The organism is Sphingopyxis fribergensis, from assembly GCF_000803645.1.
Classification (GTDB): Bacteria; Pseudomonadota; Alphaproteobacteria; order Sphingomonadales; family Sphingomonadaceae; genus Sphingopyxis; species Sphingopyxis fribergensis.
Genome location: NZ_CP009123.1, coordinates 169,868 through 195,435, shown reverse-complemented (window position 1 = coordinate 195,435; position 25,568 = coordinate 169,868). Strand labels below are relative to the sequence as shown.

General features: G+C 65.1%; 16 protein-coding genes and 2 pseudogenes. 11 read left to right on the top strand and 7 right to left on the bottom strand.

Going from position 1 to position 25,568, the window contains the following annotated elements; all coding sequences use genetic code 11:
- Nucleotides 1-14 precede the first annotated feature (14 nt).
- From SKP52_RS24270 to SKP52_RS24245, 6 genes are read left to right on the top strand one after another with little or no spacing between them, the layout of a single operon-like run.
- The gene (locus tag SKP52_RS24270; protein WP_040110225.1) at nt 15-473 is read left to right on the top strand and encodes a MarR family winged helix-turn-helix transcriptional regulator; all 459 of its coding nucleotides are present in this window, start codon (nt 15-17) and stop codon (nt 471-473) included.
- A complete protein-coding gene (locus tag SKP52_RS24265; RefSeq protein ID WP_052209052.1) occupies nt 473-2,443 on the top strand; it encodes an FUSC family protein in 1,971 nt (656 codons plus the stop codon). Before SKP52_RS24270 ends, SKP52_RS24265 begins: the two co-directional genes overlap by 1 nt.
- Nucleotides 2,440-2,652 (top strand): DUF1656 domain-containing protein, encoded by a 213-nt coding sequence (locus tag SKP52_RS24260; protein ID WP_040110224.1) that lies wholly within the window; start codon nt 2,440-2,442, stop codon nt 2,650-2,652. Before SKP52_RS24265 ends, SKP52_RS24260 begins: the two co-directional genes overlap by 4 nt.
- Nucleotides 2,653-2,659: 7 nt before the next feature.
- Complete coding sequence (locus tag SKP52_RS24255) at nt 2,660-3,568, top strand: efflux RND transporter periplasmic adaptor subunit (RefSeq protein WP_040110223.1); 909 nt, start codon at nt 2,660-2,662, stop codon at nt 3,566-3,568.
- Nucleotides 3,565-5,004 carry an efflux transporter outer membrane subunit gene (locus SKP52_RS24250; protein WP_052209051.1) on the top strand — a complete coding sequence of 480 codons (1,440 nt, stop codon included), beginning with the start codon at nt 3,565-3,567 and terminating at the stop codon, nt 5,002-5,004. The genes SKP52_RS24255 and SKP52_RS24250 overlap by 4 nt, the downstream gene beginning before the upstream one ends.
- Nucleotides 4,991-7,078, top strand: coding sequence for an FUSC family protein (locus tag SKP52_RS24245; RefSeq protein WP_052209050.1), 2,088 nt, complete (start codon nt 4,991-4,993; stop codon nt 7,076-7,078). Before SKP52_RS24250 ends, SKP52_RS24245 begins: the two co-directional genes overlap by 14 nt.
- Nucleotides 7,079-7,274: 196 nt before the next feature.
- Here the strand turns inward: SKP52_RS24245 and SKP52_RS24240 are convergent, their stop codons facing one another.
- Nucleotides 7,275-8,474 carry a M20 aminoacylase family protein gene (locus SKP52_RS24240; protein ID WP_040110222.1) on the bottom strand — a complete coding sequence of 400 codons (1,200 nt, stop codon included), beginning with the start codon at nt 8,472-8,474 and terminating at the stop codon, nt 7,275-7,277.
- A 120-nt stretch (nt 8,475-8,594) separates the two neighbouring features.
- On the opposite strand from SKP52_RS24240, the gene SKP52_RS26385 reads away from it, so the two are divergent.
- The gene (locus SKP52_RS26385; RefSeq protein ID WP_052209049.1) at nt 8,595-9,521 is read left to right on the top strand and encodes a LysR family transcriptional regulator; all 927 of its coding nucleotides are present in this window, start codon (nt 8,595-8,597) and stop codon (nt 9,519-9,521) included.
- Between the two features lie 150 nt (nt 9,522-9,671).
- Here SKP52_RS26385 and SKP52_RS24230 read toward each other — a convergent pair whose 3' ends face one another.
- The 4 genes and pseudogenes from SKP52_RS24230 to SKP52_RS24210 form a co-directional block, all read right to left on the bottom strand.
- Nucleotides 9,672-10,886: a lipase family protein gene (locus tag SKP52_RS24230; RefSeq protein ID WP_040110221.1), complete on the bottom strand. Its 1,215-nt coding sequence runs from the start codon at nt 10,884-10,886 to the stop codon at nt 9,672-9,674.
- Nucleotides 10,887-10,909: 23 nt separating this feature from the next.
- Nucleotides 10,910-13,819, bottom strand: a complete 2,910-nt coding sequence (locus tag SKP52_RS24225; protein ID WP_040110220.1) for a TonB-dependent receptor domain-containing protein — start codon at nt 13,817-13,819, stop codon at nt 10,910-10,912.
- A gap of 172 nt (nt 13,820-13,991) precedes the next feature.
- Nucleotides 13,992-14,462, bottom strand: a pseudogene (locus tag SKP52_RS25815) (Tn3 family transposase); the annotation flags it as partial.
- A gap of 564 nt (nt 14,463-15,026) precedes the next feature.
- Complete coding sequence (locus tag SKP52_RS24210) at nt 15,027-16,388, bottom strand: efflux transporter outer membrane subunit (RefSeq protein ID WP_264424975.1); 1,362 nt, start codon at nt 16,386-16,388, stop codon at nt 15,027-15,029.
- A 148-nt stretch (nt 16,389-16,536) separates the two neighbouring features.
- Between SKP52_RS24210 and SKP52_RS24205 the strand changes: the two genes are divergently transcribed.
- The 4 genes and pseudogenes from SKP52_RS24205 to SKP52_RS27180 form a co-directional block, all read left to right on the top strand.
- Nucleotides 16,537-17,112, top strand: a complete 576-nt coding sequence (locus SKP52_RS24205) for a TetR/AcrR family transcriptional regulator (RefSeq protein ID WP_052209045.1) — start codon at nt 16,537-16,539, stop codon at nt 17,110-17,112.
- A 1-nt stretch (nt 17,113) separates the two neighbouring features.
- Complete coding sequence (locus SKP52_RS24200) at nt 17,114-18,214, top strand: efflux RND transporter periplasmic adaptor subunit (protein ID WP_052209044.1); 1,101 nt, start codon at nt 17,114-17,116, stop codon at nt 18,212-18,214.
- Nucleotides 18,211-21,492: an efflux RND transporter permease subunit gene (locus SKP52_RS24195; protein ID WP_040110218.1), complete on the top strand. Its 3,282-nt coding sequence runs from the start codon at nt 18,211-18,213 to the stop codon at nt 21,490-21,492. Before SKP52_RS24200 ends, SKP52_RS24195 begins: the two co-directional genes overlap by 4 nt.
- Before the next feature lie 142 nt (nt 21,493-21,634).
- Nucleotides 21,635-21,847, top strand: a pseudogene (locus SKP52_RS27180) (IS630 family transposase); the annotation flags it as partial.
- Nucleotides 21,848-21,852: 5 nt separating this feature from the next.
- On the opposite strand, the gene SKP52_RS24190 reads toward SKP52_RS27180, so the two are convergent.
- Nucleotides 21,853-23,511, bottom strand: coding sequence for a long-chain-fatty-acid--CoA ligase (locus tag SKP52_RS24190; protein WP_040110217.1), 1,659 nt, complete (start codon nt 23,509-23,511; stop codon nt 21,853-21,855).
- Nucleotides 23,512-23,576: 65 nt separating this feature from the next.
- Complete coding sequence (locus SKP52_RS24185) at nt 23,577-25,337, bottom strand: acyl-CoA dehydrogenase C-terminal domain-containing protein (protein WP_040110216.1); 1,761 nt, start codon at nt 25,335-25,337, stop codon at nt 23,577-23,579.
- Nucleotides 25,338-25,568 lie beyond the last annotated feature (231 nt).

Here is a 25,568-nt window from a genome sequence, read left to right as displayed (position 1 = left end):
GTAAGGAAAATCTCGTGCGTTCTGATGCATCGCTCTATGCCTTCACCAACTCGCTTCAGCCGGTGCGGCGAGCGTGGACCCAGGCGGCGGGACGCGTGCTCGCGGGCATGGGGCTGTCGACATCGCTGGCAACGCTCGTGCTGCTCGCCTCGCGCCTCGGGCCGAATGTGCAACAGAAGATCCTGGCCCTAGAGCTCGGCATCAACCCGGCCGCGCTCGTGCGACTGCTCGATCAGGGCGAGGCGGCGGGGGTGCTGGTGCGCAATGACGTGGAAGGCGACCGGCGTAGCAAGGCCATCGAGCTGCTGCCGGAGGGCCGCCGCCTCGCGGAGCGGATGGAGCGCACGCTGGCGGAGCTTCGGCGGCAGCTTCTGGGCGATGTCCCACGCGCGGAGATCGATGCCGCGACCCGGATGCTGCGTCTGCTAGAAGAGCGGGCCGCTCGCTGGCTGCAGGACGACCGGGTCCGCTGATGTTCGAGGCGGGGCGATGGCTGTTCGCGCTCAAGCTGTTCATGTCGGCGATGATCGCGTTCGCGATTTCGGTGCGGATCGGCCTGCCACAGAACTACTGGCCGGTCGTTACTTGCTGCGTGCTTGCCAATCCGCTCACCGCCGGCATCCGGTCGAAAGTGGTTTATCGCTTCATGGGCACGCTGTGCGCCGGCGTCCTGTCGCTGATGCTTGCGGGGCTGTTTGGCAGCGCGCCGGTGCTTATGGTGATCGGGGCCGGGCTGGTTGGCACGATCGCGTTCACCTTCGCGTATCTCGACCGCACGCCGCGCGCTTACGGTTTCCAGCTCTTTGGATTGACGCTGATGATCGTGCTGGTCGCCGGCATCGACCACCCGGAAAAGATGTTCGACACCGCGCTCGCGCGCCTGTGCGAGATCAGCCTCGGCATCGTCTGCGCAACGACGATCGACACGATCGTCCTGCCACGTTCGCTGGGGCCGATCTTGCGGGGACGGCTGCGCGCGTGGCTACCCGACATGGAACGCTGGATGGATGATGCTCTTGCTGGCCGCGCCGATGGCGCGATCGGTGCCAACGACCGGCTCAAGGTGATCGCCGACATGACGAGCCTGTCGACGCTCGCGGGGCAGTTGCGCTACGATCCGATGGTCAGCCCGCGCGATCGGCAGATCGTGTTCGCGATCCAGCGGCGGATGCTGCGGCTGGTGCCGCTCATCTCCGCCATCGGCGCGCGGCTCGCCGGCGTCGAAGAGGCCAAGCGGCGCGAGCATCTCCGGCAGCTCGTCGGGGCGTGGGAGCGCGTCCGGACAGGCGGTACGGCGGAGGACGCGGGCGCGGAGCCGGCGACCGCTCTCCCCGATCCCGACCCCGCCACGCCGTGGCGGCGGCTGGTGCGACAGAACGGCGCCGAGTTGTCGGCGGAGGCGCTCCGTCTGTGGGGCGAGCTTCGCCAGCTTGATGCCGCGCTGGAGAGCGGCGCGTCGCTTGGGGCCGAGCTCGAGCGGAGCATCGGCCAGGACGCGCCGTTCCCGCTACGGCCAGACTATCACATCGCGCTGCGCGTCAGCGCCGGCGTCCTGCTCGCCTATACGGCGTTGTGCGGACTCTGGCTGCTGACCGGCTGGACGCAAAGCCCAGGCGCGGTGCTCATCGGCACGGTGGCGCTCGCCTTTTTCGGGGGGGGCGACCAGGCCGACCGCGCGATCGCCCAGTTTGCGAAGTTTTCCGCGATCGCGATCCTGCTGGGCATAGTCCTGAGCTACTGGATGCTGCCGCTGGCGCACGACTTCGCGAGCTTCGTAGTGGTGATGGGGCTGTTCATGCTGCCGCTCGCCGCCTGGGCCGCGACCAATCCGTTGGCGCTTCTGTTGCTCGCCATGACGCTCAGCACGATCAACCTGCAAAGCAACTATAGTCCGCCCGGTTTTGGGGCCTATCTGGACGCTAACGTCGCCAGTCTGGTCGGCATTTTCATCGCCTTCGCCAGCCTTGTACTGGTGCGGCAGATGGGCAGTTCGCACGCGCTCGCCCGCTTCGCCGCCGATGAACGCGAAGATATGGTCGAGCTTACCCTCCATGCGAGCCGCCGCGACCGCGACGCCTTTCTCGACCGAGCGCTCGACCGCATCGGACAGATGACCGCCCGCTTGGCCGCAGCGGGGGAGACGGACCAGAGCGGCCGGCTGCTCACCCGGCTGCGTGCCGGTGCCAACATCGCCGATCTGCGCCGGGCGAGGTCCGCGATGCAGGGAGAACTGCGCGACTCGGCCGAGCGGTTGCTCGCCTCAGTGCGCGAGGAGATCGGCAAGGAGGAGCCCGCGCCGCGGCTCCTCGACGACATCGACGAGACGCTGACGACCGCCTGGCGCGAAGGCGGGGATCAGGCGCAACGCGGGCTCATGAACAGTCTGGTCGGTCTGCGTCTCGCGTTGTTCGAACGGGCGCCCGCGTGGGAGCCGGCGGCATGATCGGCGAGTTCGACGTTGCTGGCATCTTCGTGTCGCCGCTGCTCCTGTGCCTGGTAGTGGCCTTTTTCGCCCGGCCGCTACTTTCGCAGGCGCTCCTGCGTGTAGGTTTCTATCGTATAGTGTGGAACCGGGCGTTGTTTGATCTTTCCTTGTTCCTGATCCTGCTGGGATTGTCCTTCGGGCTTCTCGAACTGCTAACCGCAAGTTGAAAATGCCATGCACCTGACTCGACAACGCATATTACAGGCACTGAAGGTTCTGCTGACGATCGCGGTCGCCTGCCTTGGCGTCCTTGTCCTGTGGCACCTCTACAATTACTACACCTATGCGCCGCAGACGCGTGACGGCAAGATCCGCGCCGACGTGGTGCCGCTGGCGGCCGATGTCTCGGGCCGGGTGACCGCGATCTTCGTGCACGACAACGAGGTGGTACGCAAAGATCAGGTACTGTTCCAGGTGGATCGCGAACGGCTGGCGAACGCATTGACGCGGGCGGATGCGGCGGTGGGCACGGCGAAGGCGAACATGACCGCCGCAGAGCGTGAGGATCGGCGCTATCGCAGCCTTGCCGGCGTGGTGTCGGGGCAGGATATCGATACACGCCGTTCCGCAGCGGAAGAAGCGAAGGCCGCTTATGCCCAGGCACTCGCCGACCGCGACCTCGCGCGCATTAATCTCGAACGCGCCGACGTGAAGGCGCCGGTCAACGGCACGATCACCAACTTTTCGCTGCGCCCCGGCGTCTACGCCACCGCCAGCCAGCCCGTCATGGCCATCGTCGATTCGGACAGCTATTACATCGCTGGCTATTTCGAGGAGACCAAGCTGTCGCACATCCGCGACGGATCGCGCGTGACGGTCTGGGTGATGGGGGAAGAGCGGCCGCTCAAGGGTCATGTCCAGGGGCTGGCCGCCGGGATCGACGATCGTGAGCGCACGACCGCTTCCGGTACGTTGCTCGCCAACGTCAACCCGACCTTCAGCTGGGTCCGCCTCGCCCAGCGCATCCCCGTCCGTATCGCAATCGACAGCGTTCCGGCAGGCCTGACACTGATTTCCGGACGGACCGTCACCGTTACGCTGGATGGCGCCGACAAGGCCCTCGATCCGAGGCGTAAGCCATGATCCGCCGGGTACCCCGGCGCGGCTGTTTTACCGTCGCCCTCGCAGCGATCCTCGCGGGCTGCACGATCGCGGGCCCCAACTATGTCCCGCCCGAGCCGTTGGCGGGGATCGCCGACCGGCCGAACAGCGCGTTCGAGGCTTCGTCATCTCCGGCATTGGCGGATGTCCCGATGCCGTCGCACTGGTGGCGGCTCTATAACGATCCGAGGCTCGATGCGCTCGTCGAACAGGCGCTGGCGGCCAACACCGATTTGCGCGCGGCCGCCGCCAATCTGGAACGCGCCCACGCGGTGGTACGCGAGGTCCGTGCCGCGGCGGGCGCTCAGGCTACGGTCGAGGGCGGACCCAGCGTCGGCCAGACCACGACATTGGGCGTCGCTCCCTCCGCCGGCATCCATTCCCAGATCGACGCGGGGGTCGGCATCTCCTACCAGGTCGATGTGGTGGGGCGCATCCGCCGCGCGATCGAAGCCGCGAACGCCGGCGCCGAGGCGCAGGCCGCCGCGCTCGATCTCACCCGCACCACCGTCGCCGCGGACGTCGTAGGTGCTTATACCAATGCCTGTGCGGCGGGCGCTCAGATCGACGTGGCACAGCAATCGCTGAACCTGCAAAGACGCAGCCTCGCCCTTACCGAGCGCGGCGTGCGCGGCGGGGTGTTCGCGCCACTTGACGCGGTACGGTCGCGTACGCTGGCCGCGCAGCTAGCGGCGACGCTGCCTCCCCTTGAGGCCAACCGCCGTGTCGCGCTCTATCAGCTCGCGGTGCTCACCGGAAAGGCGCCGACCGACTATCCGGCCGAACTGGCAACCTGCACGGCGATGCCGCACATCGACCGGCCGTTGCCGATCGGCGACGGTGCCGCGCTGATCCGGCGGCGGCCCGACATCCGGCAGGCGGAACGCCAGCTTGCTGCGGCCACTGCGACGATCGGGGTCGAAACGGCCGATCTCTACCCTAGCATCTCGATCGGGGCATCGGCGGGAACGACCTCACGGCGCGTCAGCGGGCTGCTCAGCAGTTCGGCGCTGCGCTTCAATGTCGGTCCGTTGATTAGTTGGACCTTTCCCAATCGCGGCGTTGCCCGCGCCCGCATCGCGCAGGCCAACGCGGCGGCCAAGGCGGCGCTGGCCGGGTTCGACGGCACCGTGCTGACCGCGCTGCGTGAGGCGGAGAGCGCGCTCACGGTGTATGTGCGCGACCTCGACGAAAATGCGCAACTGCGCGTGGCGCGTGACCAGAGCCGGAAGGCGGCGGGCATCCAGCGCCGCCTTTCGCGCGGCGGCACGGTCTCTGGGCTAGAGGCGCTCGACGTCGAGCGGACGCTGGCCACGGCCGAAAGTGCGTTGGCGGCGTCCGACGCGAAGCTGGCATCGGATCGTGTCGCCATATTCCTCGCGCTGGGCGGTGGCTGGGAGGCGGATGCCCAGCCATGACGGCGCGGCTCGCATGAAGCTGCCGCTCGGCCTCCCGGCGCTGATTTTCTCGATCAAGAGCTTCGCGGCTGCCGTGCTGGCGCTGTGGATTGCCTTTCATATCGGCCTGCCCAACCCCTATTGGGCGCTTGTCACTGTCTATGTTGTGGCCCAGCCGCGCGTTGGTGCGGTTCTTTCCAAATCGGTTTATCGTATTGTCGGCACGATGACCGGCGCGATCGTCTCGGTCGCGCTGGTACCGCCGCTGGTCGATGCGCCTGAAATCCTGTCGTTGGCGATCGCGCTGTGGCTCGGGCTGTGCGTATTCGCATCCGGAATCGAGCGATCGCCGCGCTCCTATATGTTCGCGCTGGCGGGATACAGCACGTGCATCATCGTCTTTGCCAGCGTTCAGAATCCAGGAGCGATCTTCGACACCGCCGTCGCCCGGTTCGAGGAAATAACGCTCGGTATCCTTTGCAGCAGCATGATCCATGCGACGGTGCTCCCTGGCTCGGCGCGCGAACTGATGCTGTCCAAACTGGATGCCACGATGCAGACGGCGGCGCGATGGTCGGCCGATGCGCTGGTCATGCCCGGCGATTGTCAGCTAGATCGCGACCGATGCCGGCTCGCTTCCGACGTCAACGAGATTCACGAACTTCTCGTCCACTCCGGTTTTGAGGGCGCCGGCATGCCGTTGCGCAGGGATGTGGTGCGCGCGCTGCTGGCGCATGTGGAGCGGACATTGCCATTGTCGGCCGGAGTGGATGACCGACTGAGCGAACTCGCGCGGCTGGGCGGCGCATCGCACGGCGTCGAGCCGCTGGTGTCCGACATCGAGCAATGGCTCCGTCAGATTGCCGATGGCGCCCCACATACGCCGGGCCTATTAAGCGCCGCAGATGCGCTCCGGCGGCGCTGCCGCGAAGCCGAACCCGCGGTCGTTCCCGGCATGGGCTGGCGCGAGCGGCTGGAACTGAGCCTGCTAGCGCGGCTTGCTGATCTGATCCAGGTCAACGGCAACGCACTGCTCTTGCGCAAGGCGATGCGCGGCGATCGGCAGAGGGACAGCGAACGCCGGCGAATCCGCGTTCTTGTCGCCGGCGCGCAGCGCAGCGTCGAGCGCGACGTCGCCGGGGCGGCAGGGGCGGCGATCGCCACGGCGGCGACACTGTACCTCATCTGCCTGCTGTGGATCGCTTCAGGCTGGGAAGGCGGCGTCAACGGCGTGATGCTGGCGGGGGTCTATTTCTCCATTTACGCGAACAACAGCGATCCCAGCCTTTTGTTACGGAACAAGTTCATCGGGGTCGCGCTGCGGCTGCTGCTCGGCGCGGCCTATGTACTGATCGTGCTGCCGGCGATCGACGGACTTCCGCTGTTCGTCCTCGCGCTGGCGCCGGTGCTGATCCTGTGCGGCGCGCTGCAGACGGTGCCGCGCTATGCCCCTCTGTCGTTCAATTTCATCATCGGCACATTAAGTCCCAATATCATTTCAGAACGGTTCGAGCCCGCCTTCGCCGATTATCTGAACGGTGGCCTGTCGACGCTGACCGGCATCTATCTGGCGCTGGTCGCGATGAACCTCACCCAGTCGCTCTGGACCAGCGGCGCGGTCGCCCGCACGCTGAAGGCCGGGCAGCACGATATCGCGCTGGGCCGTTTCGGTGCGGGCAGCGCCGCCGCTTGGCGCAGCCGGATGCTGCACCGGATCGCGCTGATCACGCCCCGCCTGGCCCGCGACGAATCGGACGGGACCGGCACCACGCGGGATGTGCTGCGCGACATGATGGCAGGCCTTTCGCTCGCGCAGCTCGCCGGATTGCACGCGAGGCTGGAGCCGGGGGGGGCAGCGGAGACCAGAGGCATTCTTTCTTCCGTGAAGAATTATTTCGACCATCTCGCCCGTGGTCGATCGCTCAAGCCCTCGGAGGCCCTCTTGAGAATGATAGATCGGGAATTAGACGCCGTCGCTGTGGCGGATCCTCCCACACTTCGCCGAGACGCCGCATTGGCGCTGCTAAGCCTTCGCCGGAACCTTTTCCCGGATGCTCATCCGCCTGATGGCGAAGGATGTGTGATTTCCTGCTGAATCCCAAATATGGGGTATCAAGTGCCAACCTACCGGGAAAGCCGGTGTCGGTTCCGGCTGAGGGCGAAATGACACCTTGAGCGCCGGCGTCCTTCGCCCAGAGGTATTCGCCAGCAATTCCGTAGAAGCCGCGATATGATCAGGAGCAAACGTTCCCTACCCGTTCTTTCAGATGGCCGTTTTCACGCCTATGAGGTCACTGGGCCAGGTACCGACGTGCCAGTTGCACCCAATATTCGGCTCCGGTCGGGATGACGGCGTCGTTGAAATCGTAATGGGGGTTGTGGACCATGCAGGCATGCGGCGTCCCCGCCGCGCCGTTGCCGATCAGAAGGTAGCAGCCCGGTTTTTTCTCGAGCATGAAGGCGAAGTCCTCGCCACCGGTCTGCGCCGGGCAGTCGGTCATCACCCGCCCGGCCCCGAAGACATCCGCCGCGACCTGGCTGGCGAAGCGGGTTTCCGCCACCGAATTGACTACCGGCGGATAGCCGCGATCATAGTCAACCTCCGCCTCCAGCCCGAAGCTGCTGGCCTGGTCGGCCACGACGCGGCAAATACGCTCATGGAGCAGGTCGCGCACTGCCGGATCGAGCGCGCGCACCGTTATCTCCAGACGGGCGCTGTCGGGGATCACGTTGCGCGCGTCACCGGCCCTGACCACCCCAACGGTGATCACCCCGGTTCTCAGCGGGTCGACGTTGCGCGACACGATCGTATGGAGCGCCATGATCAGGCTGGCCGCGCCGACGACCGGGTCGACTGCGGTATGCGGCATGGCGCCATGCCCGCCGCGGCCTTTCAGCACGACGTTCACCGCGTCGGACGAGGCCAGCATCGGCCCCTCGCGGAACAGCAGCATACCGGCCGGCACGGTCGGCGCGTTGTGCATAGCGAACACCGCGTCGCAGGGGAATGTCTCGAACAGGCCGTCGGCGATCATCCGCGCGGCGCCCGCTCCCGCCGTGCCCACCTCCTCGGCGGGCTGGAAAATCAGGTTGAGCGTTCCGCTGAAGCCCGGGTCCTCGGCCAGGCGTTTCGCCGCGGCGAGCAGCATGACGGTATGGCCATCATGGCCGCAGGCGTGCATCACGCCGGGGGTATCGCTGCGCCATTCAGCCTGGCCCTGCTCCTGGATCGGCAGCGCGTCCATGTCGGCGCGCAGGCCCAGCACCTTGCCGCCGTTGCCGTGCACCAATTGCCCGACCACGCCGGTCCCGCCGAGGCCGCGCGTGACGGCATAGCCCCATTCGGTCAGCTTCGCGGCGACGATGTCGCTGGTGCGAACCTCCTCGAAGCCCAGTTCCGGGTGGCGATGGATGTCGCGGCGCAACGCGACGAACTCGTCATAGAAGCTCGCCGATTCACCCGCGGGGTTTTTGTCCAGGACCGTCGCCAACCTACCCTCCAAAAACAGACTACCCGCACCGCGCGAAACCAACATGGTGGAGCACGAGGCTATGCCGGGCCGATCAATGTGTCTAATGCATTATTCTGGATAAGATTATCGGAACGACATATGATAGATATCAGCCTCACCCAGTTGCAGCATTTCGTCGCGCTGGCCGATACCGGCTCGTTCACCAAGGGCGCCACACGGGTCCATCGCTCGCAGGCCGCGTTCAGCCGCAGCATCGCCATGCTCGAGGAGCAGGTCGGGGCAAGGTTGATCGACCGGATCGGGCACAGCAACGAACTGACGCCGTTCGGACGGATCATACTGCAACATGCCCGCAACGTGATCGCCGACATCGACACGCTGACGCGGACCGCCGAGGAGCACGCCAACGGGATCGGTGGCCATTTCCGCCTCGGTCTGGGGTCCACGCCCCGCGCGATCCTTTCCGTCCCCCTGCTGGCCTATGTGTCCAATCACCCGAAAAACCTGCGGATAACCCTGACGTCAGGTCCGACCGAGACGCAATTGCAGGCGCTGCGCGCGCAGCAGGTCGATGCCCTGATCGTGGAAGCGCGCTCGGTCTCGCCAACGCCGGACCTGCTTATCGAGCATGTCGCCGACCTGAAGACCGGACTGCTGTGCCGGCCCGATCACCCGCTGGCCCGGCGCAAGGCGTTCCGGTTCCGTGACCTGCTCGACTATCCCGTCGCCAGCACGAGCATCAGCGACGAGGCGGCGCGCTTCCTGGTCGAGAGATACGGCCCCGAGGCCCATCCCGACCAGTTCATCTCTCTCCAATGCGATGAAGTGACGAGCCTGCTGAAGGTCGCCCAGACCACCACCGCCGTGTTCATGGGCGTCATCGCGACGGCCAGGGATCTGGTGCGCGACGGAAAGCTGGTGCGCATCCAAACCTCCGATATATCGATAATATCGAAATTCTCCATCATCACCTTGCGCGGTCGGACGATGCCGGCCTCGATTCCGGTGATCAGGACCATCATTGATGAGATGCTTTCGGACGGCCCGGAGACGGCCGGACACTGAGTCGCGTCGGGCGCCGCTTCGATAGACCGGCCGTACCACGAGCGCTTTTGTCCGGATTCCCGGCCGGGTGCGAACTTCGCCTACGGCGTCGTCCAGGCCTGGCCGGGCGGTATGGCTGGTCGCCACATCATGACGATTCGGCCAGCGGGTTCAGCTTGCGGGGCAATTGGTCTCGACCGGCCGCCCTTCCAGCAATTGCCGCGCGAACAGGCGTGAATCGGCGAACGAAGGGTTGAGCGTGCCCGAATGGTCCAGCCCCGGATAAAGATGGAACTGGATTCGCGTCCCGGCCTTGCACGCATCGCGCACTAGCGCCTTCTGCATCGGCGTCGGCACGTCGATATCCTGTTCGCCGGTGCCGACGAATACCGGCGTCGCCGTCTTCAGCGTCGCATAAGCGGTATTGCGCAGAAAGCTGGCGTAATAAGCGACGAAGTCGCCTTGCAGCGTCCGTCGCCGCGTCATCCCGGCCTGGACGGTCGCGGTCATCATGTCCGCGACGCACCGCTGCGCCGCCGCGTGGACCAGCGGCATCGCGGCGGGCGTGAAGACGGTATCCGCCTTCAGCGCCGGATCGACCTCGCCGGCGGCGGCGGCGATGTAGAACAGATAGGCGATGGTCCGATCGACCTGGTCGATATTGGCCCGTGGCGGCAATGCGCCGGTCAGATAGGGGATGCCGGTCGCGATGGTGCCCAGCACGTTGACCTGCGGCGCATAGCCGCGCGCCGCGATCGTGGTGGCGAAGGCCGCGCTCGCCCCCTGCGACTGGCCGACGATCAGCACCTTGTTGGCGAGCGGCAGGCGCGTGCCCCCGACCGTCGCGCCCAGTGCCGCGCGCACCGAATCGAGCACCGACCACGCTTCCGCCCGCGTATTGAGATAGGGGTGCGGTCCCGGCCCGCCCAGCCCCTCGTAATCGGTCGCGACGACCGCATAACCCTCACGCAGCCAGCCGTTGAGATAGGTCGAATCGCGTTCAGAGCGCGGGTTGGCGGACGGGGCGCAGCCGTCGCCGATCCCGACCGTTCCGTGCGCCCACGCCACCACCGGCCAGCCGTCCCTGGGCGGTGTGCCCTTCGGCAGGAACAGCGCGCCCGTCACCGCCACGCTTCTGGTGCCGGTGATACCGTTTGTCGCGGTATAGAGGATGCGCAGCGCGGTGCCCGCGTCGGCTAGACCCAGGGCGGCGGGCAACGGGGCCGTATCGATCATGCTACCGGCCGCCGGCAGCCGCGCCGGGGTCGGCGGAGCTTCCGGCGCTGGTCCCACATCTGAGGACGCTGGCGCGGGGGCGGATTGAGCGCCCGCCTGCGGCGCCAGCGCGAGCGCCAGCGCGGCCATGCCGATCGAATGGGACTTCATCGCGTTGTTCTCCACCGTTGACGTCAGAAACGCACCGTCGCGCCCATGTAGAAGGTCCGGCCCAGCACATCATAGGTGCCGCTGTCGGTGGTGCCGAGCACGCCGCCCACCACCGGCGGCTCGCTGTCGGCGAGGTTGTTGACGCCGAAGCGCAGCCCGAACCCCTTCACCGGATCGATCCGGAACGACAGGTCGACATAGTCATAGGCCGGAACCCCCGCGATCGTGCTCGCCGGATTGGCGACGGACGAGAAATCGCTCATCCCGCCGATGTGGCGCCAGCGCACCAGCATGGTGGCCCTGCTGTCGCCGAGCGTGAACGAGGTGGTCGAGCGCCAGCGCGGCAGCGTCGTGCCGCTGCCGATCGTGCCGCCATATTCCTGGAACGGCGATCCCGGCTGGTTCTGCACCCTGTAGGTGTCGAGATAGTTCACCACCGACGAGATGCCGAACTTCGTGTCACCGCCGCCGATACCGATGTCGGCCAGCCGCACCGACCAGTCGAGCTGCACATCGACCCCCGACGTGCGATAGCCGCCGATGTTCAGATAGGGCATCAGCGCGTTGGTTATCCCGCCGGTGGCCGGATCGCGCCCGATCAGCGAGCAGTAATAATTGCTGTTGCTGTAGGTCGGGTTGCTGCCGTCGCCGTTGAAGCATTTGCTGAGCGACAGGGTGACCGGGATGGTCGCGATTGCGTTGGCGATGCTGATGTTGTAATAATCGACCGACAGGCTGAGCGCCGACAGTGACGGCGTGGCCAGGCGCGGCGTCAGCACCGCGCCGGCGGTATAGGTGTCGGCCTTTTCCGGCGACAGATCGGTATTGCCCGACAGATAGGCGCCGACCTGCGACACGTTGTTGGCATAAGCGTCGATCACCGCGGCCGGGACACCCTGCGCCAGGCACAGGTTGCGCACGTCGGCGCCGTGCGCGCCGGTACGATAACTGCCGCGGATGTCGCACGGGTCGCCCGCGCCGGTCGCGGCGGTGCCGATCGTCGGGAACAGGCCGGTGCTGGCGGTGAACAATTCGCCCACGTTGGGCGCACGGATCGCGCGCTGGTAGCCGCCGCGCAGCCGCAGCGGCTCGAACACCTGCCAGTTCAGCTCCGCTTTGTAGGTCGAGACCCCGCCCGAGCGGTCATAGTCCGAATAGCGATAGGCGGCATCGAGATCGAGCGACTGGATGCCGGGCAGGTCGCGCAGCAGGGGCACGAGCAGTTCGGCATAGCCCTCGATCGCGCGGGTCGAGCCGCTGGTGCCGGAACTTCGCGTGATGCCGACGATATTGCCGGCCAGTTGCTGCGCGTCGGGCGTGAAGGAGAAGCTGTTGCGGCGATAGTCGGCGCCGGCGGCGAAGCGCACTTCGCCCGCCGGCAGCGTCACCAGCGGCCCCTGGAAGGTCAGTTCCGCGACGTCCTGCGTCGTCTTGGTGCGGTTGGTCGTGGTGCCGCTGATATAGGCGGCGCAGGTGGCGGAATTGGTGACGGCGAACGGATTGTAGCCGCCGCATAGCGCCGCGCCGCCATCAGGCGCGCTGACCAGTCGCTGCACCTTGTCGGCGAACACCGATCCGGCGGTGGCGTCGCTCAGGCTGCTCTCGCCGTGCGATCCGTACAGGTCCCAGGTGATCGCGCCGATGCGGCCGGAAAATCCCGCCAGCGCCTGCCATGTCGTGGAATCGTGCCTGGTGCGGCGCGGCCCGGCCTCGACATACCGCTTGGTCACCAGCACCGGCGCGGTCATTTTTGCGCGCGAGGCGAGCAGCGGTTGCAGCGCGGCAGGGATATACGGGTTAGTCACCGGAACGCTCAGCATCCAGACGCCGGCATTGGGCGCGGCGTCGACCATCGAATAAGCGGTATAGTCGGCATAAAGTCCCTGCGCGTAGAATTTCACGTCCGACGCCAGGTCGTAACTGACCTTGCCGAAGGTCGACAGACGCTCCAGCGGCATCTGGGCATAAACGTCCTTCTGTTTCTGCAGCAGCGCGCTCCCGATGTTGTTCACATAAGGCGTGGCGTCGCGATAATTATAGACCCCCAGCCCGGTCGAGAACAACGTCCCGTCGGCGTTGACGCCGATCGACGATGCGCGCGGCACCGCTCCGGCAGGGACGCCATAGGCGGCGAAGGCGGCGTTGATCGCAGCCTGCGACGGGCCATTGGTGCTGGGGGTGAACAGGCCGGCGCCGATCGAGCTGGATACGCCGACGTTGCGCCGGAAGAACGCGCGGTCGGTAACGCCCAATGCGTCGCGATCGGTATAGTCGATCCCGAACAGCACGCGGCCGCGGCCGCCGGCGAAGTGCGTGCCGGCGCCGAGCGAGATATTGCGGATGCCGGCATCGCCGCGTTCGGTAATGGTGTTCTGCGCACTGATCTCGACTCCCTCGATCTGGCGCAGCTTGAAGTTCACCACGCCGGAGTTCGCGTCCGAGCCATAGACCGCCGACGCGCCGCCGGTGATGATCTCCGTCCCGCCGACCAGGATCGTCGGCAGCGAGTTAATGTCGACCACCTGGGTCGAACTGGACGGCTGCAACCGCTTGCCGTCGAGCAGCACCAGGTTACGCTGCGCTCCCAACCCGCGCAGGTTGAGCGTGGCCTGCCCGGTGGCGTTGAGGCCGTTGGAAAAGGCGGTCCCGTCCGGGGTGAATTGCGGCAACTGGTTCAGCGCGCCTTCCAGCGTGACGTTTCCGGTCGCGGCGATCGCGTCGCTGCTGACGGTGACGATCGGGCTGCTCGACTGATAGTCGCGCCGCGCCACGCGCGATCCCGTCACGACGATGTCGGGGCCGGCCGAGGGCGACGCTTCGGTGGATGCTTCGGCGGGCGCTTCCGGCTTGGGCGCCGTCTGCGCGAGCGCACCGGACGGAACCATGTACATCAGCGCGATGGCGGAAACCACGCCCGTCAACCTCAACCTCATATCTGCCCCCTTACAGTTCAATCTATCGACTGGTTTGACCGGGGGCATCCGGGCTTCGCCTGTCAGCGTGACCCGGGAATGATTGTAACAGGAATGTTCAGCCCGCCGTCTCGAAACTATCAATGACGACTATGGCTGCATATGCGTTATGTCTAATGCATAAATTGTGATATTATGATGCGTGCGACGCATGGACGTGATTGCCCGTCCGCGATCGTGACGGCCCCTGCCGAATGGTCCGTGCCGATGTGAGGATATGCGCCCATCCGAGCGGCGAGATGTAGGCGAGAAGATGGTCGGGCGTATCGAGCCCTTCGCGGCGCCGGGCTTCCACAGCGTGGCCGAGAGGCAGGGTGTTCCAGTAGACGATGCTTGCGGTGAGCAGATTGAGGCACGCGATCCGGTAGTGCTCGCCCTCGGTGGTGCGGTCGCGGATCTCGCCCTGGCAACCAATGCACAGGGCGTCCTTCAAGGCGTGTTACACTTCGCACTTGTTGAGGCCGATCTGCGCACGGCGCTGTATCCCGGCATCGAGAATCCATTCGATGATGAACAGTGTCCGCTTGATGCGGCCGACCTCGCGTAATGCGGCGGCCAGATCGTTCTGAAGCGGATAGGCGGCGAGCTTGCGCAGGATTCGGCTCACCGCGTTACTCGGCGCCCACCAGGGCCGCCAAAGCATCGGGCCCCTTGCGGAAGTCGATCGGACGCGTCGCGACTATCACCCGCGCGCCGGCGCCCGGTCAAATCATCGTAAACCCTTGAGCGCTTCGATCACGGCCGCAATCATTCCAGCATCGGCGCCACTCGCGATCTTCACCGCAACGCCGTCGATCTCCAGTTCCATGGCCGTCGCCGCTTGCCGCGTCGCGCCGGAGTTGGAGAAGCGGCAGGTGCCGGTGGAACGGTCGGTTCGATCAGTGCTGGCACAAACGTTTCGGAGACCGGCTCTGCCGCTAACGGCGCCAATCTGTGGTCCACCAACTGCCGATGCAAGTTCTTGCGCCAGGCGCAAATCTGCGACGGATCCAACCCATGGCGACGCGCCACAGCACTCACCCCCACACGCACAAGGTGGGTGTGAGACACCGCTCTTACGATGCAAAAGCCGACGAACACGAGATCACCCGCATCAAATACCATGTAACATGCAGCCGCCAGAGAAGATGATATACAATCCGTTATCATCTCCCAGACTCGACGGTTATCAGTTCACCCCCATCGCCAACGCCTTTTGGAGCGCAACAAACTGCGTTGTCAGAGCCATGCGAGCCTGGACCAGGAGATCTTCTGCCGCCAATTGCTCATTTTCGGCGGCCAGAGCCACGAGCGCGGAAGATCGCCCCACGCGCCAGGATTGCTGGACAAGGTCATTGCTGTGAACGGCTGATAGGCCATTGCGCGCCTGCATCGCAAACATCTTGCGGGCTTCGCCGAACCGGTTGAGCGAGCCCTCCGCATCCTGGAGGGCGGCGAGCACCGTGGCGCGATACCCTGCTGCAGCCTCATCGCGACCGGCGACAGCCTGATCCACACCTGCCCGCCCGCGCCCGAAGTCGGCCAGATTCCACTGGATCGTCGGGCCCGCGACCGACCAGAGATTGTCCGCACTCGTGATATCGCCCTTCAGCGCGCCGCCAAGACCGACTACGCCGGCAAGGCTGACCCTGGGCATCCGGGCAGCTTCCGCCACGCCGATACCGGCGTTTGCGGCGTGAAGACGTTGCGCGGCTGCCCTGATGTCGGGACGCCGTGCAAGCATGGCCGCAGGATCGCCTACCGCCACCTCGACCGGAGGAAGCGGAACCGTGCCGGGCCCATCGAGCATGGTGTCGAGCGCACCCGGTGCCTCTCCCGCCAGCACGGCGATCGCGTCCTTGTGATCGTTCACTTCCGCTTCCAGGGCAGCAACCGTCTGTCGCCTGGCCTCCACGCCGCGGTCGGTCTGCTCGCGCTCGATACGCGACACCTTGCCCGCCCCTTCGAGCTGCGCGGTGAGATCGGCGATCTTCTGCTGGTTGGTGAGCAAATAGCGGGCAATCTCCAGACGCTGCCGGCTTGCGCGCAGCGCGATATATTGGCGCGCGATCTCTGCAGTCAGAGTGAGACGCGTATCGTCCGCATCGGCTTGCGCCGCGCCGAATTGCGCGCGCGTCGCCTCGATGTTCCGTCGCGCGCCGCCGAAGAGATCAATCTCCCACAGCGCGTCGAACCCCGCGAGGAACAGCGACGAGGATTTGGCCTCTCCGCCCGTCACCAACCCCGGTGCCTGGATATTCCCCGCACCGGCCCCGGCGCCGACAACCGGCGCCAGGGCCGCGCGCGCGCCGCGCATCTGGGATCGCGCCTGTCGGACGCGCGCTTCGGCCACCTCGATGGACGGGTTCGAAGACAGCGCGCGTGTGATCAGCTGATCGAGAAGCGGGTCGTTCAAGGTCCGCCACCATGGCGTCAATTGCGGCGGTACCGGCATCGCGGCCTGATCGGCGCGCACGAAGGTCTTGCTCATCGAAGCCGGCGGCGGCGGTGCCCCATGGAAATTCGGCCCCATCATGCATCCACCGAGCATCGGTATCAGCAGGAGCGGCGGGACAAGAGGAAGCACACGCATTGGCAGAATCTCCGGTTCGGATCGCCTCGGCACAAGCCCGCTGGACAGCCATCGGCGAATCGCTTACTAGCGCACTTAACGGTCGTTCAACAAGTGAGCTTTTCTGATGTCCGATATGCGATCCCAACTGCTCGACACAGCCGCCCGCCTGTTCGCGGAGCGCGGCTATAAGGCCGTGTCGATGCGGGACATCGCCAAGCTGGTCGGCGTGACGCAGGCCAACCTCTATTACCATTTCCGGGACAAGGCCGACCTGATCGAGGCCACGCTTGCCTCGGTGTTCGAGGCCCGCGCCCAGGAGCTGGATGCGTGGCTGGCCCGGCATCCCTCGAACCAGATCGAAGCCTTCGTTCGATGGTTCGTCCAGATGCTCATGACCGACCGGATCTTCGCCCGTCTGCTTTATCGGGAATTGCTGGACGGGGACGAAGCCCGCATCGCCGCCCTTTCGCGCACAGTGCTCCAAAAGCCGTTTCATTCCATCGTCGCGGCAGTGCGGAAAGGCAGGTTGGACGTGCCCGCCAGGGAAGTCGCGCTGTCGCTAGTCGGCTTCGCCCTGGGGCAAGTACTGGTTCTGCCTCTAGCGCCCGGGCTGACCGGAGAAAGCGAGACAGCCGACACAGTGGATCGGGTGGTGGCGCGGTTCCTAGCCCTGATCCAACCCGCGACGGTGGAGGCCTGACATGGGCCGCGATTTCCCGCCGATGAAGGCGCTTGCCCTGTCACTCCCATTGCTGCTCGCAGGTTGCGGCAGCGGACACGAAGCGTCGCAATCGGCGGAACCTCCGGCGGTCGATCTTCCGGTGACGACCGCTTCTCCGGCGGCATCGATGGACGGCGCCACGGCAAGCGGCACCGTCGAAGCCGATGACCGGGCACAACTCGTCGCTCGCGCTTCGGGTACGATCCGTGCGGCAGGTCTCTACGATGGCCAGCCTGTCAGGCGCGGACAGATCCTGGCGACCATAGACGCCCGGCAAGCCGAGGCCGCGGTTCGCCGCGCACGCGCCGGGCTGGATGCGGCTCTCGCCGAGCAGCATGACGCACGTGGCGACGTCGCGCGCGATGCACCACTCGCCCAGAGCGGGGCCCTCGCAACGGATGCCTATCGCAAGGAGCAGCTCCGCAACGACGCGGCGGTGGCCGGAGTCGCCCAAGCACAGGCGGCGCTCGCCACAGCGCAAGCGGATCGCAGCTATACCTCCATCGTCAGCCCGATCGACGGTGTCGTCGTCTCCCGGCAGATTCACGACGGCGACATGGTGATGCCCGGTTCGCCGCTGGTGACCGTGGAAAGCCGGGGTCGACTATTGTTCCGCTTTGCCGCTCCCCAGGCGAGCCTCGGGCTATTCGCGCCCGGCTCGACGGTTCCGGTGCTGCTCGACGGGCGAGAGGATCGCCCCGTGACCGGCCGGGTCCGGGGCGTCGTCCCCTCGGCCGATCCCGCGACGCGGCGCTATACAGTTGAGGTCGTCCTTCCCGCCGATAGCGGGATCATGCCAGGCATGTTCGGACGTGTCCGGCTTCCTTCGGTGGGCGACCAGGGCAATAGCGGAAGCGCTGTTTCCGTCCCTGCCGCCGCGGTCGCCGATCGCGGCGGGCTGACCGGCGTGTTCGTGGTCGGCAAGGACCAGCGCGTCACCTTCCGATGGGTGCGGCTGGGCGACCCTGTTGGTGATCGTGTCGTCGTGACCTCCGGCCTCTCGACAGGCGAGCGCATCCTGGCCCGCGTCGACCCGACTGTCCGAGACGGCGCGCGCCTTGCCGACGGAGCGGCGCGATGACAGAAGCCCCGCTCAATCTCGCGGGCCGCCTCGCAAAGACGTTCATCACTTCCAAGCTGACCATCGTCTTCCTGCTCGCCTCGCTGCTGCTGGGAACGCTGGCCGTAGCGCTGACCCCGCGCGAGGAAAATCCCCAAATCGTGGTACCGGGCGCGATGGTGACAGTGGCGCTGCCTGGCGCGACTGCCGAGGAGGTGGACCGGCTGGTGGTCGCTCCACTCGAAGGCGTGCTCAGCGAAATGACCGGCGTCGATCACAGCTATGGCGTGGCCCAGCCCGGCGTCGGCATGGTGCAGGTCCAGTTCAAGGTCGGCCAGCCGCCCGAAGATTCGCTGGTCAAGCTTTACAACCGGGTGATCGCCAACCGTGGCCGGCTTCCAGCGGACGCGGGTATCCCGTTGATCCAGGCCGTCGACGCCGACGACGTGCCCATCGTCACCGTGACGCTCGCTTCCCCCACCTATGACGATTACGGGCTCAAGCGACTGGCGGATTCGGTGGCCGAACGGCTTCGGAGCACGCCAGGCGTCTCGGTGGTGTCCGTCTATGGTGGCCGCAACCGCGAGATTGATGTCGCCTTCGATCCGGTCCGGCTCCAAGCCTTCTCGATATCGCTCGCCGAAGCGCGTGGAGCGTTGGCCGCCTCCGATGTAGGCCTTAACCTGTCGGGACCGGTGGAGGCGGGCAAACTCGAACGACTACGCTATGCCGGCGAACTGGGATCGGCGGCAGCGGTTCGTGACTTGGTGATCGGCGTGCGCAACGGCCGCACGATCAAGATCGGCGATGTCGCCACGGTGTCGGACGGCCCGCGCGACGAGATCATGCATCTCAGCCGCTTCGCCTTCGCGGCTGGCGACCCTCGCGCCAAGCTGGGCGAAGGCGAAATGCCCGCGGTCACCATCGCCGTGGCGAAGAAAAAGGGTGAGAATGCCGTCACCGTGTCCGAAGCCGTGGCCAACCGAGTCGAACGGATGCAGGCGAGCTTCATCCCCCGCGCGGTCCATGTCGTCACCACCCGGGACGACGGCCAGAAAGCCGACGAGGCCGTCGACGGGCTGATGGAGCATCTGGCGATCGCGCTCATCACCGTCAGCTTCATCATGCTGCTGTTCCTCGGCTGGCGCGAGGCGCTGATCGTTTCGGTGACGGTGCCCGTCATCTTCTCGATCACCCTTGGCGCCGATCTGCTTGGCGGGGTGACGATCAACCGCATCACTCTGTTCGCGCTGATCCTGGCGCTGGGCTTGCTGGTCGATGCGTCGATCGTCGTCATCGAGAACATCCACCGCCATTATCATGGCCACTCTACGGCCGCGAAGGAGGACGTGACCGTCCTCGCCACCAACGAAATCGGCGGCGCCACCAATCTCGCGACCTTTGCCGTGATGCTGGTGTTCGCGGCGCTGCTGCTCGTGACCGGCATGGCTGGCGATTATTTCTACCCCATCGCCTACAATGTCCCGATCGCGATGCTCGCCTCCATCGTCGTCGCCTATATCGTCACCCCATGGGCGGCGAACCGCTGGGTCAAGCGACCGGCTCCGACCGGCGGCATATTGGATGATGGAAGCGAGGCAGAATCAGAGGCAAACACCCATGAGGAGCGCAAGCCCGACAAGTTGCGGGACGTCTATCTCTGGCTGATCAAGCCGTTGCAGGAGCGTTCGAGCGCGCGCCGGGCCCTGATGATCGGTGCAATCCTCGCTCTGCTCCTATCGGCGGCGCAAGGCGGTTGGCAGTTCATCCGCCCATCCGGCGTGGGCGGGCCAGTGCCCCCGCTCGGCGTCGCCATGGGCTTTCTGCCCAAGGACAACAAGAACACCTTCAACATCGTCATCACCATGGTCGAAGCCAGCCCGGTCGAAAACACGGCCAGGATGGTCCATGAGATCGACGGACTTCTTGCCGCTGATCCGCTGGTGACGAACTATCAGAACTGGATCGGACAGGCCGGCGTCCCGGATTTCAATGGGCTGATGCAGGGCAGCTCGCTTCGAACGGGCGAGAATGTCGCCGAAATCCGCGTCAACCTTGTGGACAAGCAACATCGTTCGGAAAGTTCGATCATGCTTGTTCGCGAGTTGCGCACGAAGGTCGATGCCATCCGTGCCCGTTATCCGGGCGCCCAGGTGAGGCTGGTCGAAGATCCGCCGGGGCCGCCTGTGCGCGCCACGGTATTGGCGGAGTTACACGGCGAGGATCTGGTAGGCCTGCGTCGACTGGCTAAACAGGTCGAAGCCGAGTTTGCCAAGACCTACGACATGGTCGATATCTCAAACAGCGAGCCCACCGACGTGGCGCAATGGCGCTTCGTGCCAGACCGTGAAAAAGCGGCACTTTCCGGCGTATCGGCCGCGGATATCGCTAATGTCCTGGGCCTCGTCTACGATGGTCAGGTAGTCGGGCGCGCGCATATCGATCCTGAGCGCAATCCCGTTCCGATCCGGGCCTATGTGCCGCGAGCAGAGCAGCCTGCGCCGTCCCAACTCGAGGGTCTCTATGTGACCGGTCGGGAGGGACGTCAGATTCCGTTGGCCGAACTCGTCCGACGCACTCCGACCGAGGCCGACAAGCCGATCCAGCGTAAGGACAATGAGCGCGTGATCTTCATCGGGGGAGAACTCTCGCACAGCGTGCCGGTCTATGCCGTGCTCGATCTTAACCGCCGCTTGTCCAGGATGCACGCGCCCGACGGCCAGCCACTCGCCATCGGTAATCTCAGCCTCAGCGAGGCCGCGCCTGATATCATCAACGGCTACCAACTTCTTTGGAATGGTGAAATGCGCATGACGCTCGATATCTACCGCGACATGCTGATGGCGCTCGGCGCTGCGCTGACCGCAGTCTATTTCCTGCTCGTCGCCTATTACAAGTCGTTCCTCATTCCGCTGATCGCGATGTCCGCTGTGCCACTCGGGATCATTGGTATCTTTCCGGGGCACTGGCTGCTGGGTACCGACTTCTCCGCGACCTCGATCGTCGGCATCATCGCACTCTCCGGCGTGGTGATCCGTAACTCGCTGCTCATTATCGACTTCATTCAGGACAACCAGAAGCATGGCATGCCTCTCGCGGAGGCTGCCCGCATGGCCGGCGCCGTGCGCCTGCGCCCGATCCTGCTGACTACGCTTGCCATTGTGCTGGGCTCGGCCATCATGCTTCCCGACCCCGTGTTCGGCGGCCTCGCCATCTCGCTTATCTTCGGTACGCTTGCCTCGACCGCGCTCACCATCTTTGTCGTACCCCTTCTTTACGAGAGGTTCTTGCGGATATGAAGCGCCCCGGATCTTCGATGGCGCGTCGTCACCGGCAAATCCGGCAATTGATACGAACTGACCACCAAGCGCTCGGATTGAGGGAGACACTGACTGGCCTGCGGCCGGGTTGGTGGAAACCGGGATAGGATTTGCTAACGTTTGCTCATGGCTCAATGCTGTCGAACGCTTCTATGCCAAGCTCACCCGACGGCGGTTGAAAAACGGCATATTCCACTCCGTCGTCGATCTGCAGGACGCCATCAACTGTTTTATCTCGGAACAACACCTATGACCCGCACCCCTTCGTCTAGAAAGCCGATTCCGATCAAACATCGCCGCCGTCAGGCGCGGACACCAAACGTTGCAAGTAATCCGTTCTCATGTTCGCCACTCCGAGGAAAAGGTACGAGGGTCTTCCAATACAATTTGCCGGATGTCCTTTTTGGAGAGCTTGCCGGTGGCGGTGTGCGGCAGTTCGTCAACGATGATAAGATCATCCGGCACGCACCACTTGGAGGTCTTGCCCTTGTAATGGGCACGCATTTCGGCACGGCTAAATTCGGCACCGGGCTTCAGCACTGCCACCAGCACCGGGCGCTCTCCCCAACGGGTGTCCGGCCGGGCGACGATGGCCGCCTCCTTTATGGCTGGGTGAGCTTGGGCGATGTTTTCCAGATCGATTGAGGAGATCCACTCGCCACCGGATTTCACAACGTCCTTGGTGCGGTCGACAATCTGGATGAAACCGTCCTTGTCTATGGTCACCACGTCGCCGGTGTCGAACCAGCCTGGATACTGCTCGTGGGCGGAGCCAGCGGCGGCGTTGAAATAGGCCGCGGCCACCCACGGTCCACGCACCAGCATCGAGCCGAAGCTCCTGCCATCGTGCGTCACCTCGCGCCCTTCGCCGCCGACCACACGGAACTCCATGCCGAACACCGGCCGGCCCTGCTTGCATTCCAGCGCCAAACGATCCTCTGCGGGCAGGAGACGGTGCTTGGGCTTCAGCGCCGCGGAAAGGCCCAGAGGGCTGGTCTCCGTCATGCCCCAGGCCTGTCGCACCTCCACCCCCTTGTGGTGAAATCGACTGATCATGATGGCTGGTACCGCCGACCCGCCGATGATCACCCGCTTGAGAGAGGTAAACTCTTTGGCGTGGCCGTCCATCCAATCCAAGAGGCCGAGCCACACGGTGGGCACGCCGGCGGTGGACGAGACGCCCTCCGCCTCGAACAATGCGTACAGGCTCGCCCCGTCGAGCCGCGCGCCGGGCAGTACCAGCTTGGCGCCCACCATGGGCACTGCAAAGGGCAGGCCCCATGCATTTACATGGAACATGGGGACGATGGGGCACACCACGTCATTGGCAGAGAGCCCCAGCGCATCCGGCGCAGTGATGGCCATAGCGTGCAGCACGCTGGAGCGGTGGGAATAGAGCACGCCCTTGGGGTCACCCGTGGTGCCCGAGGTGTAGCACAGGCCGGAGGCAGTGTTCTCGTCGAAGCTTGGCCAGTCGAAGCTGTCCTGCTCGCCGTCGATGAGGGTCTCGTAGCACTTCAGGTCTGGCAGCTTCTGCGCGAGGATGTCGGATTCAGGCATGTGCGCTGTGTCTGTCATCGCCACCACCGCCTTCAGGCCATTCAACTGGTCCGCCAGTTCCTCGATGACGGGCAGGAAGGTGAGGTCGAAGAACAGCACGCTGTCACCAGCATGCTCGATGATGTAGGCTATCTGCTCGCGGAATAGCCGTGGGTTGATGGTGTGGCACACGAAGCCGGACCCGGACACGCTGTAATACAGTTCCATGTGCCGATAGTCGTTCCACGCCAGCGTGCCGACGCGGTCTCCGGTCTCCAGACCCATGCGCGCGAGCGCACTCGCGAGCTGTCGGCTGCGCCGGGCGAGGTCCGCGTAGGTGTAGCGGTGGAGGCCGCCTTCCATCGTGGCGGATACGACTTCGGCGTCACCGTGATACGCCTCAGCATGCCTCAGTATCCCTGACACCAGCAGCGGCACGTCCATCATGGTTCCGAGCATTGTTTCCCTCCGATTATTTGGTGCTTGTGCGTGGGTTCCGGGCGTCGGTCGTCTCGGCCAGATCTTCAAAAGGCGTCGGCGTCGAGCGCCATGAGCGAGGACGCGCCGCTGGCGAGTGCGGCTTCCAGGCCGAGCGTCTGCGGCAGCATGCGCTCTACGAAGAAGCGGGCAAGGGCGGTCTTGCGCACTTCCACAGCCGTCGCCTCGTCCAGGGCCGGCACGGCGGCGGCCATGCGCACCCACATCCAGCCGAAGGAGACGAGAGCGAACAGGCGCAGATAGTCAGTGGCCGCCGCACCCAGTTCCGCTCCACCGCCACTCCCGGCGAGGCGCTGCGTCACCCGCTCCAGCCGCGCCAGGGCTTGCGCCACGGGCGCCACCAGCCCTTCACCGGCGGTTGGCAGCGCGGCGTCGAGTTCTGCGCGGATCAGGGCGAAGAAGCGTTGGGTCAGCGTGCCGCCGTCGAGGGCGAGCTTGCGTCCCACGAGGTCCATGGCCTGAACGCCATTGGTGCCTTCGTAGATCTGGGCGATGCGGGCATCGCGCACATACTGCTCCATTCCCCATTCGCGGATGTAGCCGTGCCCCCCCAGCACCTGCTGGGAGGCCACCGCGGTCTCGAAGCCGAAATCGGTGAAGGCGGCCTTTACCACCGGCGTCATGAGCGCCACGAGGAGGTCAGCCTCCTTTCGCACTGCGGCATCCGTATGGCGGTCGGCGATATCCATCTGCAGCGCCGTCCATATCGCGAGGGCGCGCGCGCCTTCGGCGAAGGCGCGCCCCGACAGCAGCATCTTGCGCACGTCGGGATGGTCGATAATTGCCACTGGGCCTGGCGTGCCGTCGCTGCCGCCGCCCTGCAGGCGCTCCTTGGCATAGGCGACGGCCTTCTGATTGGCTGCTTCGGCGATGCCGAGGCCCTGGATGCCGACGAACAGCCGTTCCGCGTTCATCATAGTGAACATGGCATTCAGTCCGCGGCCCGGCTGTCCCACCAGCCAGCCGGTAGCGCCATCATAGTTCATCAAACAGGTGGGCTGCGCATGAATGCCCATCTTGCGCTCCAGTGCACCGACGCTCATGGAATTGCGTGCACCAAGGCTGCCGTCGGCATTCACCAGGAATTTCGGGGCGAGGAACAGGCTGATGCCTTTCACGCCCTTGGGCGCGTCCGGCAGGCGGGCAAGCACCAGATGGACGATGTTGCCGCCGAAATCCTGATCGCCGGAGGAAATGAAAATCTTCGTGCCGGTGATAGCGAAGGAGCCGTCAGCGTTCGGCACGGCCCGGGTCGAAAGCAAGCCAAGGTCGGTTCCGGCGGAGGACTCCGTCAGCGCCATGGCGCCAGTCCACTCGCCGGAGATCATCTTCGGCAGGAAGGCTGCCTTCAATTCCGCTGAAGCATGATGGCCGATGGCTTCTGCCGCCCCGCGGGTGAGGCCGGGAAACAGTCCGAAGGACAGGTTGGCCGAGGACAATATCTCGTCGAGCAGAATCTGTAGCACCCGCGGCAGACCCTGGCCACCATAGGCAGGGTCGCCCGAGAGCGAGCACCAGCCAGCCTCCGCGAAAGCGAGGTAAGCGGCAGCAACGCCGCTGGGGGTGGTGACGACACCGTTTTCGAGCGTGCAGCCCTCCTCGTCACCTGGGCGGTTCAGCGGCTCCAGTACACTGGTTGCGAACTTGCCAGCCTCCTCCATAATAGTGACGGCGAGCTCTGTATTCACCTCCTCATAGCCAGGTAGGCTGGCCATGATCGCGTCGAAGCCGAACACCCGCCGCAGCAGGAAGGAGATATCCGCGACGGGAGCGGTATAAATAGTCATAGTATCATTCTCGGAAGATCAGTTTCGCAGGGGCTTGCCGGGGCGAGCACAAATCAAATCTTAAAGGTGACGGCCTGTGCCTCCTCACCCAGACCATTGACAACCCCCTTAGATCGACTAGGCAACAATTCCACCATCGTCATTTTACTCCGTCATATGTTGAATGACCTGCGGGATACGCAATGGGCGGTGCATCATTAGGGTCAACATATAGTTTTCCATGCGATGTAT

Bases quoted from the DNA above. Each gene is read 5' to 3' on its own strand.
- SKP52_RS26385 (WP_052209049.1), top strand. From the start codon at position 8,595: ATGATAGATATCAGCCTCACCCAGTTGCAGCATTTCGTCGCGCTGGCC.
- SKP52_RS24230 (WP_040110221.1), bottom strand. From the start codon at position 10,886: ATGAAGTCCCATTCGATCGGCATGGCCGCGCTGGCGCTCGCGCTGGCG.
- SKP52_RS24260 (WP_040110224.1), top strand. From the start codon at position 2,440: ATGATCGGCGAGTTCGACGTTGCTGGCATCTTCGTGTCGCCGCTGCTC.
- SKP52_RS24265 (WP_052209052.1), top strand. From the start codon at position 473: ATGTTCGAGGCGGGGCGATGGCTGTTCGCGCTCAAGCTGTTCATGTCG.
- SKP52_RS24190 (WP_040110217.1), bottom strand. From the start codon at position 23,511: ATGCTCGGAACCATGATGGACGTGCCGCTGCTGGTGTCAGGGATACTG.
- SKP52_RS24255 (WP_040110223.1), top strand. From the start codon at position 2,660: ATGCACCTGACTCGACAACGCATATTACAGGCACTGAAGGTTCTGCTG.
- SKP52_RS24205 (WP_052209045.1), top strand. From the start codon at position 16,537: ATGTCCGATATGCGATCCCAACTGCTCGACACAGCCGCCCGCCTGTTC.
- SKP52_RS24210 (WP_264424975.1), bottom strand. From the start codon at position 16,388: ATGCTCGGTGGATGCATGATGGGGCCGAATTTCCATGGGGCACCGCCG.
- SKP52_RS24245 (WP_052209050.1), top strand. From the start codon at position 4,991: ATGCCCAGCCATGACGGCGCGGCTCGCATGAAGCTGCCGCTCGGCCTC.
- SKP52_RS24185 (WP_040110216.1), bottom strand. From the start codon at position 25,337: ATGACTATTTATACCGCTCCCGTCGCGGATATCTCCTTCCTGCTGCGG.
- SKP52_RS24195 (WP_040110218.1), top strand. From the start codon at position 18,211: ATGACAGAAGCCCCGCTCAATCTCGCGGGCCGCCTCGCAAAGACGTTC.
- SKP52_RS24225 (WP_040110220.1), bottom strand. From the start codon at position 13,819: ATGAGGTTGAGGTTGACGGGCGTGGTTTCCGCCATCGCGCTGATGTAC.
- SKP52_RS24250 (WP_052209051.1), top strand. From the start codon at position 3,565: ATGATCCGCCGGGTACCCCGGCGCGGCTGTTTTACCGTCGCCCTCGCA.
- SKP52_RS24200 (WP_052209044.1), top strand. From the start codon at position 17,114: ATGGGCCGCGATTTCCCGCCGATGAAGGCGCTTGCCCTGTCACTCCCA.